The 19,278-nt window shown below is 63.9% G+C and carries 18 protein-coding genes and 2 tRNA genes; 16 read left to right on the forward strand and 4 right to left on the reverse strand.

Annotated elements, in window-relative coordinates; translation table 11 throughout:
* The first annotated feature begins 793 nt into the window (after positions 1 to 793).
* Both PAA8504_RS21065 and gnd read left to right on the forward strand, forming a co-directional pair.
* On the forward strand, positions 794 to 2,032 hold the full coding sequence (locus tag PAA8504_RS21065; RefSeq protein ID WP_108896104.1) for a lytic murein transglycosylase: 1,239 nt from the start codon (positions 794 to 796) through the stop codon (positions 2,030 to 2,032).
* An 82-nt stretch (positions 2,033 to 2,114) separates the two neighbouring features.
* Entirely contained in the window at positions 2,115 to 3,521 is a 1,407-nt protein-coding gene (gene gnd, locus PAA8504_RS21070; RefSeq protein ID WP_108896105.1) for an NADP-dependent phosphogluconate dehydrogenase, read from the forward strand.
* A 69-nt stretch (positions 3,522 to 3,590) separates the two neighbouring features.
* Here the strand turns inward: gnd and cueR are convergent, their stop codons facing one another.
* From cueR to PAA8504_RS21085, 3 genes are all read right to left on the reverse strand, one after another.
* Positions 3,591 to 3,983 carry a Cu(I)-responsive transcriptional regulator gene (cueR, locus tag PAA8504_RS21075; RefSeq protein ID WP_108896106.1) on the reverse strand — a complete coding sequence of 131 codons (393 nt, stop codon included), beginning with the start codon at positions 3,981 to 3,983 and terminating at the stop codon, positions 3,591 to 3,593.
* Positions 3,980 to 6,466: a heavy metal translocating P-type ATPase gene (locus tag PAA8504_RS21080; RefSeq protein WP_108896107.1), complete on the reverse strand. Its 2,487-nt coding sequence runs from the start codon at positions 6,464 to 6,466 to the stop codon at positions 3,980 to 3,982. Before PAA8504_RS21080 ends, cueR begins: the two co-directional genes overlap by 4 nt.
* A gap of 179 nt (positions 6,467 to 6,645) precedes the next feature.
* A tRNA-Thr gene (locus PAA8504_RS21085) sits at positions 6,646 to 6,720 on the reverse strand.
* A 138-nt stretch (positions 6,721 to 6,858) separates the two neighbouring features.
* Here PAA8504_RS21085 and PAA8504_RS22235 point away from each other — a divergent pair.
* From PAA8504_RS22235 to PAA8504_RS21160, 14 genes are all read left to right on the forward strand, one after another.
* On the forward strand, positions 6,859 to 7,005 hold the full coding sequence (locus PAA8504_RS22235) for a hypothetical protein (protein WP_181375911.1): 147 nt from the start codon (positions 6,859 to 6,861) through the stop codon (positions 7,003 to 7,005).
* Between the two features lie 14 nt (positions 7,006 to 7,019).
* On the forward strand, positions 7,020 to 8,288 hold the full coding sequence (gene murA / locus PAA8504_RS21095) for a UDP-N-acetylglucosamine 1-carboxyvinyltransferase (protein ID WP_108896109.1): 1,269 nt from the start codon (positions 7,020 to 7,022) through the stop codon (positions 8,286 to 8,288).
* A complete protein-coding gene (locus PAA8504_RS21100) occupies positions 8,285 to 8,761 on the forward strand; it encodes a DUF2948 family protein (RefSeq protein ID WP_108896110.1) in 477 nt (158 codons plus the stop codon). Before murA ends, PAA8504_RS21100 begins: the two co-directional genes overlap by 4 nt.
* Positions 8,762 to 8,820: 59 nt before the next feature.
* Positions 8,821 to 10,119, forward strand: coding sequence for a histidinol dehydrogenase (hisD, locus tag PAA8504_RS21105; protein ID WP_108896111.1), 1,299 nt, complete (start codon positions 8,821 to 8,823; stop codon positions 10,117 to 10,119).
* Between the two features lie 76 nt (positions 10,120 to 10,195).
* On the forward strand, positions 10,196 to 10,654 hold the full coding sequence (locus tag PAA8504_RS21110) for a UPF0262 family protein (RefSeq protein WP_108896112.1): 459 nt from the start codon (positions 10,196 to 10,198) through the stop codon (positions 10,652 to 10,654).
* A gap of 76 nt (positions 10,655 to 10,730) precedes the next feature.
* Positions 10,731 to 10,949 carry a translation initiation factor IF-1 gene (infA, locus tag PAA8504_RS21115; protein WP_007205486.1) on the forward strand — a complete coding sequence of 73 codons (219 nt, stop codon included), beginning with the start codon at positions 10,731 to 10,733 and terminating at the stop codon, positions 10,947 to 10,949.
* A 90-nt stretch (positions 10,950 to 11,039) separates the two neighbouring features.
* Complete coding sequence (locus PAA8504_RS21120) at positions 11,040 to 11,633, forward strand: Maf family protein (protein ID WP_108896113.1); 594 nt, start codon at positions 11,040 to 11,042, stop codon at positions 11,631 to 11,633.
* Positions 11,630 to 12,664: a ribonuclease E/G gene (locus tag PAA8504_RS21125; RefSeq protein WP_108896114.1), complete on the forward strand. Its 1,035-nt coding sequence runs from the start codon at positions 11,630 to 11,632 to the stop codon at positions 12,662 to 12,664. Before PAA8504_RS21120 ends, PAA8504_RS21125 begins: the two co-directional genes overlap by 4 nt.
* Position 12,665: 1 nt before the next feature.
* Positions 12,666 to 12,839, forward strand: coding sequence for a DNA gyrase inhibitor YacG (locus PAA8504_RS21130; RefSeq protein WP_108896115.1), 174 nt, complete (start codon positions 12,666 to 12,668; stop codon positions 12,837 to 12,839).
* Positions 12,840 to 12,927: 88 nt separating this feature from the next.
* Positions 12,928 to 13,002: transfer RNA gene (locus tag PAA8504_RS21135), tRNA-Phe, on the forward strand.
* 626 nt (positions 13,003 to 13,628) lie between these two features.
* Positions 13,629 to 14,075: a hypothetical protein gene (locus PAA8504_RS21145; protein WP_245897731.1), complete on the forward strand. Its 447-nt coding sequence runs from the start codon at positions 13,629 to 13,631 to the stop codon at positions 14,073 to 14,075.
* Position 14,076: 1 nt separating this feature from the next.
* Positions 14,077 to 14,748, forward strand: a complete 672-nt coding sequence (locus PAA8504_RS21150; RefSeq protein ID WP_108896117.1) for an ABC transporter ATP-binding protein — start codon at positions 14,077 to 14,079, stop codon at positions 14,746 to 14,748.
* Positions 14,745 to 16,079: an FtsX-like permease family protein gene (locus tag PAA8504_RS21155; protein WP_108896118.1), complete on the forward strand. Its 1,335-nt coding sequence runs from the start codon at positions 14,745 to 14,747 to the stop codon at positions 16,077 to 16,079. The genes PAA8504_RS21150 and PAA8504_RS21155 overlap by 4 nt, the downstream gene beginning before the upstream one ends.
* 100 nt (positions 16,080 to 16,179) lie before the next feature.
* Complete coding sequence (locus PAA8504_RS21160; protein WP_108896119.1) at positions 16,180 to 18,321, forward strand: esterase-like activity of phytase family protein; 2,142 nt, start codon at positions 16,180 to 16,182, stop codon at positions 18,319 to 18,321.
* A gap of 186 nt (positions 18,322 to 18,507) precedes the next feature.
* Here PAA8504_RS21160 and PAA8504_RS21165 read toward each other — a convergent pair whose 3' ends face one another.
* Positions 18,508 to 19,215 (reverse strand): VIT1/CCC1 transporter family protein, encoded by a 708-nt coding sequence (locus PAA8504_RS21165; RefSeq protein WP_108896131.1) that lies wholly within the window; start codon positions 19,213 to 19,215, stop codon positions 18,508 to 18,510.
* Between the last annotated feature and the right edge of the window lie 63 nt (positions 19,216 to 19,278).

A 19,278-nucleotide genomic window follows, 5' to 3' on the forward strand; every position in this document is an offset into this window, starting at 1 on the left:
TACCAACCCGCTAAAGGCCGGTACCCCGAAATAACCGCTGAAAGCTTTCTGCTTGGTCAAAGTCACCGAAGTAACTCGCACCAAACAGTGAAGCTGTCTCCCTCATCATCACCCGGAGGCTAGAGGGACGATATACGAGAGCTGATCCATCGAAATGAACCGTGACCGCCCGCATATCTCTTCAGATACCATCAGTTTCAAAGAGCACGGCACAAAAAGCCGACATGATGCGCCTTAAACTACCAGCGCGCCCCGCCTGCCTTGTCCTCGATCTAGGTTGCCGCGTTTGCCTCAAGTCCTTCCGAGTGTCAACCGCTTTTTCGCGACCGTCCCGAAATTCCTATCCGCCCCGTTTGGCGCCGCCTCGTAAACTTCAGGGCCTCCAAGTCGTCAACCGCCTGTTCCAGCAGCAACTTCCCAAGTCCCGTCAGCCCCGTCCAGCGTCCCGCCAGCGCCTCAGCGCCGCCGGTGAAGCGCCTTCTACGGATCACACGCGCACCCCGCAAGCGATTTCTGCAGAAAAAGGCGGGTTTTTCAAAGCGCGCAAGAGAATGCCTCGCCTCGACCGCCAGTGAGCACTTTTCCAGCACTTTTGACCCCATGTCGACGCAAGGGATGGAAAGCCCGAGCGCGCCTCACCGCCGCTTGATCGCTTCGCCTCCGGGAATCACCCGATGAAAGCCGCATTTCGCCCCCTGCCCGCTCCCTGACGAAAGCATGATCCAGCCACGGTCGCGCCCAAAGGGCGTGCGCTCTATGGTTACAGCGACACCAAAGAAGAGAGGCCTGCCCCGTGATCCGTTGTATCGTGACCTGCATTGCGCTTGCCGCCGCCCCCCTGTCCGCCGTTGCCCAAGACCGCCCGTCGGTCGAACGACAGTTCCAATCCTGGCTACAGCAGACGATCTATCCGCGGGCCGCACGTGACGGAGTCTCTCGCGCCACGTTCGACGCCGCCACCGCAGGTATTTCTCTGAACTGGGATCTTCCCGATCTGGCCCCCCCCGGTGCGGCACCACCGGTCGAACGCCGGCAAAGACAGGCAGAGTTCGGTTCACCCGGGAAGTACTTCAATCAAAACTCCATCGACGGGGCCACGTCGGTGGGGCGGCAGATGGCGGCGCGACATGCTGAAACGTTGGCCGCCGTGGAACGCGCGACCGGTGTCCCCGGTCGGATAGTCCTTGCGATCTGGGGACGCGAAAGCGGCTATGGACGCGTTGCCATTCCGCATGACGCGTTCGAGGTTCTGGGCACGAAAGGCTTCATGAGCACGCGTGCGGACTACTTTACTGACGAACTGATCGCAGCGCTGAAGATCGCCGAAGCGGGCCACGCACCGGAAAGCGCAATGAAAAGCAGTTGGGCCGGCGCCCTGGGACAGCCCCAGTTCATGCCGTCGAGCTTTCTGACCTACGCCGCTGACGGCGATGGGGATGGGCGCGCCGACATCTGGCGCTCCGAGGCTGATACCATTGCCTCCATCGCAAATTACCTGGCCAAGCATGGCTGGGTGCCCGGGAGGGATTGGGGATTCGAGGTTAATGTTCCACCCTCGGTCTCATGCGCGCTGGAGGGCCCCGACCAGGGGCGACCAATATCCGAGTGGGAGCGTATGGGGATTTCGCGCGTATCCGGCCGCCCCTTCCCCGAAGACGAACGCGCGGAAGAAGGATACCTTCTGATGCCCGCCGGACGGAACGGGCCGGCTTTCGTCGTTACGCCCAACTTCTACGTCCTGAAAGAGTACAACATGAGCGATCTCTATGCGCTGTTCGTCGGCCATGTGGGGGACCGCATTCAGTACGGGATGGGCGACTTCGAAGGCCGATGGGGCAATGTCGGCGGCCTCTACCGGTCGGACGTGGCCGCGATGCAGCGCGCGCTTCAGGCAATGGGTCATGACGTCGGCGGGGCGGACGGCCTTCCCGGCTTCAAGACCCGGCGCTCGATCGGGCGGTGGCAGGAAGCTTCCGGACAAACGCCGACCTGCTTTCCCGAAGCGTCAATGAAGGCCGCTCTGGCGCGATAACGATCCAGGTCGCTCGGGCCGATCTTTCTATCGAAGCTTTTTCCCCTAAGCTCCGGTGCCGACACGATGATGGGAGAGCGCAATGAGCAAAAGCGAAGTCGGTTTGATCGGGCTGGGAACCATGGGGGCGGCACTCGCACTCAATATCGCCGAAAAGGGGCATGCCATCTCGGTCTGGAACCGGACTGGGTCGAAGACGACGGCGTTTGCCGACTCGGCGCCGGATTCGTTCGCCGATCGCATTACCCCGACCCAAACGCTTGAGGACCTCGTCGCTTCTCTCGCATCGCCACGGGCGATCATACTCATGGTGCCCGCCGGTGATGCCGTGGATCAGCAGATCGAGGCGCTTGTTCCACTTCTCGACCCCGAGGATGCCATCATAGACGCCGGAAATGCGAATTTTCGAGATACGAATCGGCGCATGCGCGACCTGACCCAGCCATTTCTGGGCATCGGCGTATCGGGCGGCGAGGACGGCGCGCGGCATGGCCCCTCGATCATGGGCGGCGGCCCGCGAAAGACATGGGACCGCGTGGCGACGATCCTGAAGGACATCGCGGCAAAGCACGACGGTGAACCCTGTGCCGAATGGCTGGGTGATGAGGGGGCCGGCCATTTCGTGAAGGCGGTGCATAACGGCATCGAATACGCGGACATGCAGCTGATTGCCGAGGCCTACGGCCTGATGCGCGACGGTCTGGGCATGGGACCGGGCGATATCGCCGATGCCTTTACGCGGTGGAACGAGGGGCCCCTTCAGTCCTATCTCATCGAGATTTCCGCGAAGGTGGCCCGTGCGACAGATGTCGAGACGGGCCGCCCGCTTCTGGAGATCATCGAAGATGCCGCCGGTCAAAAGGGCACGGGCCGCTGGACCGCCATCGAGGCGCAGCACCTCGCCGCCCCCGTTCCGGTGATCGAAGCCGCGGTCGCCGCGCGCAACATGTCCGCCCGCAAAGCACAGCGGATCGAGCTCGAACAAATCTTTGGCCGGGCACCAAACAGCATTCCGCAGGGTGCCCTATCCCTGGATACAATCGAACAGGCGCTGATCTGCGGAAAGATCCTGTGCTATTCTCAGGGCTTTGACATGCTTGCGGCGGCATCGCAGGAGTTCTCGTGGTCCCTGGACCTTCCGGCGATCGCACGGGTGTGGCGGGAAGGATGCATCATCCGGTCCGCCATGCTGGACGACATGGCCGAAGCGCTGTCGAAAGCTCCGAATCACAGCCTGATCGCATCTCCTTTCTTCGCGGATCACATGCGACGGACCCATGACAGTCTGCGCAACATGGTATCGACGGCCGTTCGATCGGGCGCACCGGTTCCCGCCCATGCCGCTGCATTGGCGGCGTTCGACACGCAACGCACGACGCGTGGCACGGCCAACATGATCCAGGGTCAGCGGGATTTCTTCGGCCTGCACGGCTTCGCGCGCACCGACGACGGTCGCAGCGATCAGCACGGCCCCTGGGGGAATACCTGAGCAGGCGCGAGCTGGGGGTGGACTTAGTCGCCCCCAGCCGAAGGGTGCGCCGCCCGGATCATGAACGGCTCAGGACTGCTCCTTCCCGATCGATTCGAGGATGGGGCAATTCGGGCGGTGATCCCCAGCACACCGATGAACCAGATCGTCCAGCGTCTCGCGTATTTCGTGCAATGCGGCGATCTTTGCATCTATCGCCTCCAGATGGTCCTCGGCGATCCGCTTCACATCGGCACTTTCGCGGCGATCGTCCTCCCACAGCGACACCAGAGTGCGGCAATCCTCGATAGTGAATCCCAGGGCGCGGGCCCGCCCGATGAACCCCAGCTTGTTCACGTCGCTGTCGGAAAATACCCTGTATCCGTTCGGCCCCCTTTGCGGGACGATCAAGCCGATATCCTCGTAGTAGCGGATCGTCTTCGCCGGCACATGCGTCAGCTCGCTCGCGTCCTTGATGTTCATGCGGGCCTCGCGTGGGTCGGACTATGAGAGCTGGCGGGCCTATCGGGTCGAGCTGTTCCGGCTCGGCGCAATCGCAGCGCATTCGTCAGGACGAAGACGCTGGACAATGCCATTGCACCTGCGGCCAGCATCGGGGACAGCAAGACACCCGCGAAAGGCCACAGAACCCCGGCCGCTACCGGAATCAGCGCCGTGTTGTAGGCAAATGCCCAGAACAGGTTTTGCCGGATGTTGCGCATGGTCGCCCGGCTCAAGTCAATGGCCGTTAGAATGCCGGCCGGGTTACCAGACATCAGAACGACGTCAGCGGCCTCGATGGCGATATCCGTGCCGGATCCGATCGCGATCCCCACGTCGGCCGCGGCCAGGGCGGGCGCATCGTTGATGCCGTCCCCGACGAAAGCGACCCCGCTGCCAAGGTCTCGCAGGGCGGCCAGCTTGCCGTCGGGCAGGACGTCGGCCACGATGTCTTCAATCCCCAGGCGCCGTCCGATGGATTCGGCGGTCGCTCGGGCATCGCCCGTGACCATGACAGGGCGAATACCGCGCGATTTCAGGGCCGCCAGCATGGGTGCAGACCCTGGCTTGATCGGGTCGGCGACGCCGATCACGCCTGCCAACTGCCCACCGCTCGCGACGAAGAACGCCGTTTGCCCGCTTTCGGCCATTCGCTGCACCGCATCGGACAACGGGGCGGTGTCCACCCCATCGCCCTGCATCATCCGGGCCGAACCCACCAAGACATCGCAACCTTCAACACGCCCGCTGATTCCCAGGCCGGTCCGGCTCTCGAACTTCTCCACTGCGGATATCGCCAAGCCCCTGCCCTCGGCGGCGCGAACGACGGCGGCACCAACGGGATGTTCCGACGACCGTTCGAGTGCGGCCGCCAGCGCCAGGATTTCGCTCTCGGCCAGACCGCCATGGCCGACAACTTCGGTCACTTCAGGGCGCCCTTCGGTCAAGGTACCAGTCTTGTCAAACGCCACGGTCGCGACGTTTTCCAAGGCCTGCAACGCATCACCCTTGCGGAACAGAATACCCATCTCGGCCGCGCGACCGGTTCCAACCATTACACTGACCGGCGTCGCCAGCCCCATGGCGCACGGGCACGCCACGATCAGAACCGAAACTCCGGCCACCAGTGCAAAGCCAAGCGCGGGGTCGGGGCCAAACAGCAGCCATACGCCGACGGCAAGCCCCGCAACCCCGAGTACGGCAGGCACGAACCACCGCACAACCCGATCCACCAATCGCTGGATCGGCAGTTTGGCCCCTTGCGCATCACGCACCATGCGAACGATTTCGGCCAGAACAGTGCCTTCACCGACGGCGTTGGCCACGATGGTCAGGGAACCCGCGCCATTCACGGTCCCGCCCGTCACCGCACCGCCCGTGGTCTTATCAACGGGAGCGGCTTCCCCGGTCAGCATGGATTCGTCCACGAAGCTGCGACCCTCGATTACGTCGCCATCCACGGGAATACGTTCTCCCGGACGGATCAGAAGGCGATCACCCACCGCAACCTCGCTGATCGGCACATCCTCGTGCCGACCGTCCCGCATCACGCGGGCCGATTGCGGCTGCAGGTCGATCAGCTTTCGGATCGCCGCACCGGTCTGCCCCTTTGCGCGGGCCTCGATCCACCTTCCAAGCAGGATAAGGGTGACGATGACGGCAGCAGCTTCGAAATACACCGCGACCGACTGTGCGGGCAGTAACCCCGGCGCAAACGTCGCTACAGCCGAGAACGACCAAGCGGACAACGTCCCGATGGCGACAAGCGCATTCATCTCCGGCGCGCCGCGGAGCAATGCAGGAATCCCATTTTTGAGGAACCGCCGTCCCGGACCCAATAGTACCATTGTCGTCAGGAAGAACTGCAAGACCCAAGACGTTTGTCGCCCAATCGTATCGGCCACCAGCGACTGCATCCCGGGGATGAAATGCCCGCCCATCTCGATCAGGAAAATCGGAAGGGTCAGCACTGCCGCGATGATCGTATCACGTCGCAGCCACAATCTTTCATCCCGCCGCTTGTCGCCAACCGCGGACCCGCCGTCTTCGACCGGAGCGGTACCGTAGCCCGCGCGTGTTCCAGCCTCCGCGATACGCTGGGCTGACGTCATCCCTTCAAGCCAGTCGACCTGAACATTGGATGCCGCCAGATTGGCACGCGCTTCGATCACGCCCGGCACCCCTTCGATACCGCGTTCGACCCGGGACGCACAGGACGCGCACCGCATTCCGTCGACCTGAAAGGTCTGGGTCACGCTGACCGCGGGATAGCCTGCGTCCCGCAGCACCTTATCGATCTGGGCCGCCCGCAAATCAGGGGATCCAACAATACGCGCGGTCGACGCCGCAAGATTCACCTCTGCGCTCTGCACGTCGCCCATAGACAGCAGCGCGCGTTCGGCCCGCCCGACACACGACGCGCAGTTCAGGCCGGAAAGGGTCACGGTTATTTGTGTTTCGTCCATAAAAGGCACCAATCGTTCGGTATTGCCCCAGAGATAGGGCTTCCACCTACTGGAAGGTCAAGACCTACGAAGCGACTGCGTTCGAACCGCACCGGAAGCAGGATGCGCCCAAAAACACGGCACGAAACTCTTCGATCACTGCCGCACGTCATAAGAGTTGGGGGTATCAGTATGGGAAATGGTGCTGCCGGAGAGATTCGAACTCTCGACCTCTCCCTTACCAAGGGAGTGCTCTACCCCTGAGCTACGGCAGCCCGCGTCGGTGGCGGGTCCTTAGACGGAACCGGGAAAGCGCGCAAGTGGGGTCGCCGGATTTTTGGAAGCCTTTTGGAAGCCTAAAGTCCGCCTCCTACCAGCTAGACCCTGCCCGGTGGCTGGTCTATGTCCAAACCATGGCAAAGAGGCAGAACACCGATACGCCGAAAAGCCCGCGCGAACTGCGCGAGGATCGTCTGAAAGCTGCGCTGAAAGAGAATATTAAGCGGCGCAAGGACCAGGCGAAGGCGCGTGAGACGGACGGTTCGGATACGTCGGCATAATAAGGAAACAGGTCATGGATTCCATCGTCGTCACGGGTGGTGCGGAACTGCGGGGGGAAATCCCCATCGCCGGCGCCAAAAACGCGTGCCTCACCCTCATGCCCGCGACCCTTCTGAGTGAATCGCCGCTGACGCTTACGAATGCGCCGCGATTGTCGGATATTGCAACGATGACATCGCTTCTCCGCTCTTTGGGGGTCGAGGTCGCGTCCCTTCAGGATGGGCGCGTGCTGTCGCTGTCGTCCCACGCGCTAGACAGCCACGTCGCCGACTATAACATCGTACGCAAGATGCGGGCCTCCATTCTGGTCCTCGGTCCCCTGCTGGCGCGGACCGGCCACGCGGTCGTGTCACTGCCCGGGGGATGCGCAATCGGCGCGCGCCCCGTCGACCTTCATCTGCGCGGCCTGGAAGCCCTCGGGGCCGAGCTGGAGTTGCGAGACGGCTACGTTCACGCCTCTGCGGCAGGTGGTCTGAAGGGTGGCAAGGTCGAGTTTCCCGTGGCATCGGTCGGCGCGACGGAAAACGTGCTGATGGCCGCGACCTTGGCCAAGGGCACCACCGTGATCGAGAACGCGGCGAAAGAGCCCGAGATAGTCGATCTCGCCGATTGCTTGCGCCGCATGGGCGCCCGGATCGAAGGCGACGGAACCCGTTGCATCACCGTCGAGGGCGTCGATACCCTGAGCGGGGCCACCCATCCAGTCGTGACCGACCGGATCGAACTTGGCACCTATATGCTCGCCCCCGCCATCTGCGGCGGCGAAGTCGAGTGCCTCGGCGGCCGAATGGACCTTCTGGGGGCGTTTATCGAGAAACTGGACGAGGCGGGCGTCTCCGTCGAACAGACCGAGCGCGGCCTGAAAGTACGGCGCCGCGGCGACAGGGTCAGAGCGGTAGACGTCACGACCGAACCGTTCCCCGGCTTTCCCACCGACCTCCAGGCGCAGATGATGGCGCTATTGTGCACCGCTGATGGCACCTCGACCCTGCACGAAACCATTTTTGAGAATCGCTTCATGCACGCGCCCGAACTGACGCGGATGGGGGCCCGCATCGAGGTTCACGGCGGCACAGCGAAGGTTCACGGCGTCGAACGCCTCAAAGGTGCGCCCGTCATGGCAACCGATCTGCGCGCCAGCGTGTCGCTTATCCTTGCCGGTCTGGCCGCCGAGGGTGATACGGTGGTCAACCGGGTCTATCACCTGGATCGTGGATACGAGAACGTCGAAAGCAAGCTTGGCGCAGTAGGCGCCCGGATCGAACGGGTCAAAGAGGAATGAGCGACAATGACGCCCGATTCCAGGACGCGCGCAGCGGTCCCCTGCGGCTGAAGGCCCTTGACCCCGACGATCTGCAGGTCGTGTCGTCCCTGTGCCAGGACGCGGTCTTTCCGATGTCCGAAATGACGTGGGACCGGCCACAAAGGCGATTCGGCCTGCTTCTGAACCGGCTGCGTCGCGAGGATCCGCGCGTCCAAGGGGCGCGAGATGTCGAACGCGTCCGCTCTGTTCTGGTCGTCGAGGACGTGATGTCCATTCGGACCCAGGGCATCGACCGCGCGGACAAGGACACGATCTGCGCCCTGCTGTCGATATCGCTCGAGCCGGGGGAAGATGGCGGTGGACGTCTTCTGTTCACTTTGGCTGGCGACGGCGCCATCGAACTGACCGTCGAAGCGCTGGAAGCCACGTTGCGCGACGTGACCCGGCCCTATATCGCCCCCTCGGGCAAGCTTCCCGGCCACGACATCTGAGCGCGGGTTCTTGCCGGGCCGCCGCGCAGGCGATACCCCGGCGCAAAAGGACAACCGCCATGCCGCAATTCATCTCGACCACGGATCCTGACTTCGAAACGCGGTTTGCCCGTCTGCTGACCATGAAGCGCGAGGACTCGCCGGATGTGGACGACACGGTCGCCGCTATAATCGCGGATATCCGGGCGCGGGGCGACATCGCCCTGTGCGAGCTGACCGAACGCTATGACCGAATGACCATCTCGCCGGATCGTCTCGCCTTTTCGGAAGACGAAATCGAAGCCGAGATCGCCCGCGTCCCCGAGGACGAGCGCGCGGCGCTGGAACTGGCCGCCACACGCATACGGGCCTACCACAAACGTCAACTCCCGCAGGACGAAAGCTGGACCGACAAAAGCGGTGCGACGCTGGGGTGGCGATGGACGCCGGTGGGTGCCGCAGGACTCTACGTCCCCGGCGGGCGGGCCTCCTATCCTTCTTCCGTTCTTATGAACGCGATCCCGGCGAAAGTCGCGGGCGTCCCAAACCTAGTCGTTACGGCACCGACGCCGGACGGAACGGCCAATCCTCTGGTTCTTCTGGCGGCGCGGATTTCCGGGGTGGACACGATTTATCGCATCGGCGGGGCGCAGGCGATTGCAGCGTTGGCCTACGGCACGGAAACGATTCGTGCGGTGGACAAGATCACCGGGCCGGGCAACGCTTATGTCGCGGCCGCGAAACGCAGGGTATTCGGTCGGGTGGGCATCGACATGATCGCCGGCCCGTCCGAGATTCTCGTGATCGCCGACGAAGACAACGACCCAGACTGGATCGCGCTGGACCTGCTCAGCCAAGCCGAGCACGACGACAGCGCGCAGTCGATCCTGATCACGACGGATCAGGGCTTGGCAGATGACGTTGCCGTCGCCGTCGAACGTCGTCTGGAAACGCTGGAACGGCGTGAGATCGCGGGCGCGAGTTGGCGCGACTACGGGGCGGTCATCACGGTGCGCGATCTTGGCGAAGCGGCGCTTCTGGCCGATCAGATCGCGCCCGAACACTTGGAACTGTGCGTGTCCGAACCCGAGCCGCTGGCCGCCAATATCACCAATGCCGGCGCGATCTTCCTCGGAAAATGGACCCCCGAGGCAATCGGGGACTATGTTGGCGGCCCGAACCACGTGCTCCCGACCGCCCGCTCGGCGCGATTCTCGTCAGGACTTTCGGTCCTTGATTTCATGAAGCGGACCACGATGGCTAAAATGACCCCGGCGTCCCTCAGGGAAATCGGCCCGGCGGCCGAAACTCTGGCCACGTCCGAGAGCCTGGAAGCACACGGCCTGAGCGTGCGCGCACGTCTGGACCGACTGAACTGATCTCGACATGACGCGTTGCACCTGCCAAAACCGCCCAAGGGAGGCTCACCCAGACGAACGGATGGCGAGCCGGAACATGTATCTCGAACGCATAGAAATCGACGAGGGGGGATTGCCCGAGCCTTCCCCCGAAATGGAGCAGGAACGCCGGGTCGCGGTGTTCGACCTTCAGGAATCAAACCATTTTGCCGTGAAGGACCACGTCCAAGGTCCATATAGCCTGCGCCTGGGTATGGATCACGGTCGCGCTGCGTTCTTCTGGCGTGCCGCTGACGGAACCGAAGGCGACTTTCGCATATCACTGGGTTCCCTTGCCCATACCGCAAAGGACTACCGCACCCTGTGTGAAGCCTATGTGGATGCAGTGCGGACCCTGCCGCCTGCCCGCATCGAAGAGATCGACACCGCCCGGCGCGAGATCCATCAGGAAGCTGCACGACAGTTACAACTCCGCATGGCCGACAGGGCCGAGGTCGACGAACCCACCGCCCGGCGCCTGTTCACTTTGCTCTGCGCGATGACGCAGGACACGTGATCTGCCTTGATTCCCGGCGCGAATGCGCCCATCTAACGGCTGTTCGCAACAGGCGGACGACAAACATGGAGACGACATGGCCAAGGAAGAACTTCTCGAATTTCCCGGCGTCGTGAAGGAACTCCTGCCGAATGCGACGTTCAGGGTCGAGTTGGAAAACGGCCATGAGATCATCGCGCACACGGCAGGCAAGATGCGGAAGAACCGCATCAGAGTTCTGGCTGGCGACAAGGTGCAGGTCGAAATGACCCCCTATGATCTGACCAAAGGGCGGATCAACTACCGTTTCAAGTAAAGTCAGGCATCGTGCGTCGATGCTTGCCCGGCGGTTCGCGCAGGCGGGCCGTTTTTGCCTCTTGCCTCGTCTTCGGGTGAAAGGATCAAGATGGCCTCTGCCCCCCCACCTCGCCTTGTCCTAGGGTCCGGCTCTCCGCGCCGGCTAGAGCTTCTCGCTCAGATCGGTGTCAAACCGGACGAGATTCGGAGCCCTGATATCGATGAAACGCCGGCAAGCGGCGAACTTCCCCGCCCCTACTGCGAACGCATGGCGCGGGAAAAATCCTTGGCGCTTCCCCTTGCATCCGACGAAATTCTGCTGACGGCCGATACTACGGTTTCGGTAGGTCGGCGCATTTTGGGCAAGCCCGCCGATGCCGACGAGGCGAGGCGCTATCTTCGTCTGATGTCAGGGCGTCGGCACAAGGTCATTACTGCCGTTGCCGTCCGCAGCCAGGACTGCCTTCGCGAAAAGGTCGTTCAGACCCAGGTACGCCTGAAACAGCTGACGGAAACCGAGATCGACGGCTATATCGCGTCCGACGATTGGCGCGGGAAGGCGGGGGGCTACGCAATCCAGGGCCCAGCTGCTGCGTTTGTCCCTTGGATCGAAGGGTCGTTCTCGGCCGTGGTCGGATTGCCCCTGTCCGAAACCGCGGCGCTTCTCGGCTCGGCCGGGTTCCCGCTTTGGAGCCACCCATGAAGGGAAGCACGGTACATCTCGACACATGGCGCGGCCGGCTGGCCGCGGCACGGGTGGTGGACGGTCAACTGGACGACTTCCTCGTGGCCCCCGATGAAGCCACGCCGCTTCCAGGCACTGTCTATCGCGCCGTCGTAGATCGACCTTTGAAAGGCCAGGGTGGCGTGACGCTCCGCCTTCCAGAAGGGCGGGCCTATCTGCGCAACGCCAAGGGTCTTTCACCGGGCAGCGCAATCCTGGTCCAAGTCAGTTCCTACGCCGACGATGGCAAGGCCGTACCGGTTTCTGCTGAACCGTTGTTCAAGTCACGCTACGCGATCGTCACCCCCGGCAAGCCGGGCTACAACATATCCCGCCAGATCAAGGATGAAACGCGGCGCGATCTGCTTCTCGAACTCGTGCACGATATGGCTGGCCCACCCAAGGACCTGGGAATCATCGTTCGATCCTCGGCGGAAGCCGCCGACGATGAAGAGATTGCGGTCGATATCGCGGCGATGCTGGAACTGGCGCGCTCCGTCATAACGGATGACGGGGCAGAGCCCGAGCTTCTGGTCGACGGCCCCGACCCCCATACACTCGCCTGGCGCGAATGGCCCGTTCCTGATGCCCTGTTCACCGATCCGGGCAATTTCCGCGTTCACGGGATCCTCGACATGATCGACGCGCTTTCATCGCCACGCATCGATCTGCCCGGCGGATACTGGATGTCGGTCGAGCCGACGCGCGCCCTTGTCGCCGTCGACGTGAACACGGGCGCCGATACGTCGCTCGCAGCTGGTCTCAAGGCAAACATTGCCGCCGCGCGCCGTTTGCCTGCGGCCCTGCGATGCCGCGGTTTGGGCGGTCAGATAACCGTCGATATGGCACCTGCGCCCAAGAAGGAACGTCGCACCATTGAACAGGCCTTGCGCGCCGCATTCCGCCCGGATGCCATCGACACGACGTTGGCCGGCTGGACCCCGCTGGGCCATTTCGAGCTTCAGCGCAAACGCGAACGCCTGCCTCTCCATCTCATCGCGAAGGACTGACATGCCCTGCCCGATTTGCACCAAGGACCCGGATCCGAAATACAGGCCGTTCTGCTCGAAGCGCTGCGCCGATATCGATCTTGGAAAGTGGCTCTCTGGCTCATACGCGGTGCCCGCGGAAGACGAAGAGGGGTGGGACGAAGACACCGTACCACCCCCACCGCAAGAGCAGTGAATTTTCACCCCCTACCCTCTGGACGATACTTCAAAGGCCGCGTATGAGGTCGCCACCCGGACGAAAAGAGCGCATCTTTCGTCCCCGTGCCCGGGTAGCTCAGGGGTAGAGCAGTGGATTGAAAATCCTCGTGTCGGTGGTTCGATTCCGCCCCCGGGCACCAATTATAAAACATTGATTTGCGATGGATTTTAGAACCTAAGAGCTGGTCGAAATTGTGCGGACGCTGCTCCGGGACGACAGACTTCCCTCCCTTGATCGATTGGTTCAGACACGATTACTGGCATATCCGCGTTTCCGGCGAAACCTGATCGACATCATTTCTTCTCCAGTTCAGCAATCGGAGGAGAAGAATGAACCACTAAGACACCCCCCACGATGTTCTGCTGCCGATCACGGCGGTCTGTGAGATCGTGGCTCGCTCCAAGGCAAGCATCTACCGCGGCATAGCCCGCGGAACGTTTCCCAAAGCGCAGAAACAAGGGCGTTCGAGCCGCTGGCGCCGCTCTCTCATCATGAAGGTGGTCGAAGGAAAATTCCCGGAGTGATGCAGGCAGTCGGATGCAACCTGAAGCATGCAATGGGTTCGCTCTGCCCCAGGTGCCTCGACAATGTAGGGCTTTATCCTTGAGCCATAGATTCTGGAAGAAGCCCCGCGCATCTGCCCGGGCCTTCTTTGTCTTTTCCTTCCTCCGAGCTATCCGCGTGTCGGCAGGCCCTTACCATGAAAGAAGCCGACTGCCGGCAACGCCTCATGCGCAGAGAGACGCCGCGCGAATATGAAAGCGGTTGGGTATCGGCATACCATTTTACCGGGGCTTCGAGATAACCGCCCCATTCCTCGCCGCGCCTGCGATCTTGCGTGCAGCGCCGGGTGATCCGGGCGAGGCGATCAAGGTGCGCGACCTCTACACCCGCGAACGCGGGTTCTCCGATCTCGCCCGGTCGCTCGCGGGCCAACGCATCAGCGTGGAAGGTTACATGGCTCCGCCGCTCAAGGCGCAGTCGAGCTTCTTCGTCCTGACAGGCCGCCCCATGGCCGTTTGCCCGTTCTGCGAGTCCGAGACCGAGTGGATCGAGGATATCCTGCCCGTACAGACCAAGCGCGTGGTGGACCCGGTCTACTACACCGTGGGCATCGACACGCGCGGGGTGCTGAGCCTCGATGAGTTCACCGACCCCGAGACGGGCTTCGTGGGCCAGATGCGCCTGACCGACGCCACGTTCGGGCGCTGACATGGCGCGTGGTGCGACCCTTGGCCTGCGCGACCTCGTGGTCACCGGAGAGAGCCGCCGCCGTATTCTCGACGTGCCCGAACTCGACCTCGCGCCGGGAACGGCGCTTGGCATTTCAGGACCGTCCGGAGCGGGCAAGTCGACGCTGCTCTACGCGCTGGCGGGAATGGCCGCGCAGATGACGGGGCGCATCGACTGGGACGGGACCGAGATTGTCGCGCAGACGCCTGCGGGGCGGGCCCGGTTCCGGGCCGACCGGATCGGAATGATCTTCCAGGATCACCTGCTGTTCGAGGAATTGTCGGCACTTGGCAACGCAGGTCTGCCCGCGCTCTACGCGCCGAAGGCGCAGCGCCGCGCGATCCGCGACCGGGCGGCAGACCGGCTCACCCGTCTTGGCATCGATGCAGGCGCACGGCGCGTTGCAAGCTTTTCGGGGGGCGAGCGCCAGCGCGTCGTGGTCGCCCGCGCCATGGCCGCCGACGCGCCGATCCTGCTGGCGGATGAACCCACCGCCAGCCTGCATCGAGAAGCGGCGGACGCATTGGCCGACGATCTGATGGCAGCCGCACGGGATGAGGGACGCACGCTTGTCTGCGGGACCCATGACGAACGGCTGCTCGCGCGCATGGACCGCACCTTGCGCATTGCCGACGGGCGGGTCGCGGAATGAGGGATCTTTGGGCCGGCCTGCCGATCCTGGGGCAGGATCTTCTGATCCTCCTCGCCCTGCTTCTTCCCGTGGCCGTCATCGGCGGCGCGCTCCTTCGTGGTTTCGCGCCATGGCCGCTCGCGCTCGGTATGATCCGGCGGTTCGGCTGGATCAACGCGGTGTTCGTCGCCCTCATCGCGATCTCGGTGGGGATGGGGATCGGTCTCGTCGCGCAGGAACGGGGGCTGCGGCGGGGCACGGCCGACGCCGCATCGAAATTCGACATCGTCGTGTCTGCCCCCGGTAGCGAGATCACGATGCTGTTGGCCGCCGTGTACCTGAGGCCCGCCGATGTGCCGCTGATCGACGGGGCCACATATGCCGAGATCGAGGCTGACCCGCGTGTCCGGCTGGCCGCCCCCATCGCCTTCGGCGACAGTTTCGAGGGCGATCCGGTTGTCGGCACGGTCGAGGGTTTCGTCTCGCATCTGAGCGACGACACCGTCGAGGGGCGCATCTTCGAACATGAGGACGAGGCCGTGGTGGGTGCGCTGATCGACGTCCCGTTGGGCGGTGAGATCGAACCGGCACACGGCCACGGCTCTTTCGTCGAGATGGAGGCGCATGGCGACTTTCACTACGAAGTAGTCGGCCGCATGGCACCGACCGGCACCCCTTGGGACCGCGCCGTGCTCGTGCCGATCGAATCTGTTTGGAGCGTCCACGGGCTTGCGGCGGGCCACGCGCCTGAGGAAGAAGGCCACGCCGAGGATCACGATGAGCCGCTTGGCCCGCCCTTCGATCCCGACCTCTTTCCCGGCACACCCGCCGTCATCGTCGTGCCGGAAACCCTCGCGCAATCCTACGGTCTGATCTCCGGCTATACGCGCGACGCGCAGACGATGGCCTTTTTGCCCGGCGCGGTGCTGAGCCAACTCTACGCCATCCTTGGCGATATCCGGCAAGCCATGTCGCTCATGAGCCTCGTCGCGCAGTTCCTCGTCGCGGCGAGCGTGCTGACCGGTCTCGTCATGCTCCTGCGCCTGTTCGAGCGGCACATGGCGCTGCTCCGCGCGCTCGGTGCGCCGACCCGCTTCCTGATCGCGCTGGTCTGGTCCTACGGCGCCGCGCTGCTCGCCCTCGGCGGCCTTCTTGGGCTGGCTGTCGGATGGGCCGTCGCGGCGATCCTGTCGGGCATCATCGCGGCCCGCACCGGCGTGGCGATCCCGGTCGGCCTTAGCTGGTCGGAAGTGCACCTTGTGGCAGGGTTCATCGCCGCGACGACCTGCGTCGCCCTGATCCCGGCCTGGGCCCTGATCCGGGGCACCACCACCGCTAAGGTGCGGATGTAGGCGCGCCCGGTGTCGCGCGCCTGTCACACACCCGTGAGCATAACCGCGCCGTAGCGCGCCGCGGCGCGCTTGCTCGCAGATCGCCTCAGGAGACCACACAATGGCTTGTCGTGCGCTGACGATATCGTCGGCCTTCATCTGTCTCGCCGCGCCCGCCGTGGCGCAGGACATGAATTTCAACCGCATCGCGTCCTTCCGCGTCGCCGATAACCTGCCCGAGGCCGAAGAAACCTCGGCCGAGATCATCGCTGCGACCGAAGACGGCATGACGCTGGTGTATACCGACAGCCCCGGCGGCTCGATCGGCTTCATCGACATCACCGATCCCGCGAATCCCGTCGCCGCCGGGACGTTCATGCCCGAAGGCGAGCCCACCTCGGTCGCCGTGATCGGCAGCTATGCTCTGGCCGGCGTGAACACGTCGGAAAGCTACACCGATCCCTCGGGCTACCTCGTCGAGATCGACGTCACCACCCAAGCGGAAGTCGGTCGCTGCGACTTGCCCGGTCAGCCCGACAGCGTCGGCATCGCGCCCGACGGCTCCTTCCTCGCCGTGGCCATCGAGAACGAGCGGGACGAGGATCTGGGCGACGGTCGCGTGGGCCAGATGCCCGCCGGGTCCGTCTTCATGGTCGATCTGACCGACGAGGGCCTGATCGACTGCGACACCGCCCGCATTGCCGATGTCACCGGTCTGGCCGAAATCGCCCCCGAAGACCCCGAGCCCGAGTTCGTCTCGATCAACGCCGAGAACGAAGTCGTCGTGACGATGCAAGAGAACAACCACATCGTCGTGCTGTCCTCCGACGGTTCGGTCATCAACCACTTCTCTGCGGGCGAGGTCACGCTTGAGGGCGTCGATACCGAGGAAGAGGGCGCGCTCGTCTTCACCGACACGATCACGGTGCCGCGTGAGCCCGACAGCGTCACATGGATCGACGAGACGCATTTCGCCACGGCCAACGAAGGCGACATGGACGGTGGGTCGCGCGGCTGGACCATTTTCAGCCAGGACAGCGAAGTCGTCTACGACTCCGGCACGGATTTCGAGCACGCCATCGTGCAGATCGGCCACTACCCGGAGGACCGGTCCGGCAACAAGGGCGTCGAGCCCGAGAGCGTGACCTTCGACACCTTCGGCGACACGCCCTTCGTCTTCGTCGGTGCCGAGCGCGCCTCGGTCGTCGGTGTCTACGACATCACCGATCCCGCGTCCCCGGTCCTGAACCAGCTTCTGCCTTCGGGGATCGGTCCGGAAGGCTACGTCACCATCCCCGAGCGTAACCTGCTGATCTCGGCCAACGAAACAGACGACGCGGGCCCGCGCGCCCATATGATGATCTTCGAGTATCAGGACGCACCGGCAACCTACCCACACCTGACCTCAGAAGGGATGGACGAGTTGACCGGCTGGGGGGCGATTTCGGGCCAGGTCATGGCCGAGGATGGGACGATGTACGCCGTCTCCGACAGCTTCTACGGCATGCAGCCGACGATCTTCCGCATCGACGTGACGCAGACCCCGGCGCGGATCATCGAGGCGATCCGGGTGACGCGCGAAGGTCAGCCAGCGCAACTGATGGACATGGAAGGCATCGCTCTCGACGGAGAGGGCGGGTTCTGGATCGCATCCGAAGGACGCTCGGATCGTCTGGTGCCGCACGCGATCTATCACGTCGCGGCCGATGGCGCGATTGAGGACTACATCGCGTTGCCCGAGGCGCTGCTGGCCGTGGAACGCCGCTTCGGCTTCGAGGGGATCACCCGCGTGGATGACATGCTTTACGTCGCCGTCCAGCGTCCATGGCGCGACGATCCGGCCAACCACGCGAAGGTGCTGGGCTACGACCTCGGGACCGAGGAGTGGTCGGTGATCCACTATCCTCTGACGGAACCGGCGACCGGCTGGGTCGGCCTGTCCGAGATCGTCGCGCATGACGACACGGTCTATTTCATAGAACGCGACAACCAGCTTGACGCTCGCGCGGTGACGAAGGGCATCACGCAGGTTCCTCTCGGTGCGCTCGACCAGATGGTGTCCCTCGGCGAGACACCTGCCGTGCTCGAACCCGAAAGCGTCGTCGATCTGTTGCCCTACCTGACCTCGACCGGGGGCTACGTCCTCGACAAGGTCGAAGGTCTGGCGATCGCAGCAGATGGCACAATGTGGGTGTCGACCGACAACGACGGCGTCGACGACCACTCCGGCGAGACGATGCTCTTTTCCATAGCGCCAGAGTAGCCTGAACTGCGATCGAAGAGGGGCCCCGGCAGTGAGTGTTTCCGGGGCCCTTTTGATTGCGCAAACTGGCTTGCTGCGACGGTGCTCGGCCGGAGTTGTGAGGCCTGAACATATCACTTCGACGTAGCTGCGGCGCAGCAAATGTCGGTATAAGGAAGGTCCGCAATGGGCCGTCAACGACTTCCCTCACCCCTCGAAGAGACGCCCCACGCCATAGGCGATCAGGGCGGCGGTCCCCCCGATCAGAAGGGTTTCGGCCGCAGAGGTCCACCACCGCCGCAGCGACCACCGGCTTTTGAGAACGCCGATTCCGGCGAACGTCACCGCCGTCGCCAGGGCCGACGTGGCGAAGGGATGCGGCACACCCACGGCGAACGGCACAAGCGGCAGAAGACCGCAGCAGAGGAAAGCCAGAAAGGTGGCCACCGCATCCCGGGCGGGCGTCGGTGTGGATGGCGCGTCGGTGCCGTCGACCAGCAGGCCGATCCAGGCGGATCGACTTTGCCCGATGGCCTCGGTCGCCTGGACCAGGGCGTCTCCGGTCAGGCCGCGCGCGGCCAGAAGGCGCGACAGGCGCGCCCGGGCCGCGGCGGGGTCGCGCGTCACCAGCGCGGTGAACCAGGCACGCCGGCGCGCCGCGTCCTCCATGTTGGCCCGCCCGCCCGCGTAGATGCCCGCCGCCATCGAGAACCCGTCCGCCACGACGTTGGCCGTCCCGAGGGCCAGCACCACGCCGATGGGTAACCCCGCGCCGGCCACGCCGGCGACGATGGCGAATGTCGTCACGGCCCCGTCGATGGCGCCCAGCACCGCCTCGCGCAGATAGGGCGCGGCGCCGTGATCGGTATCGTGGCCGATGTCGAGGTCGGGCGGAGGCGTGGGAATATCGGTCATGCCGCCCAATCCTATCCCTTCCCGCATCCACATGGCCTTGATCAGGGTCAAGGCGCGTGATGA

Source organism: Palleronia abyssalis (genome assembly GCF_900302445.1).
GTDB classification, from domain to species: domain Bacteria; phylum Pseudomonadota; class Alphaproteobacteria; order Rhodobacterales; family Rhodobacteraceae; genus Palleronia; species Palleronia abyssalis.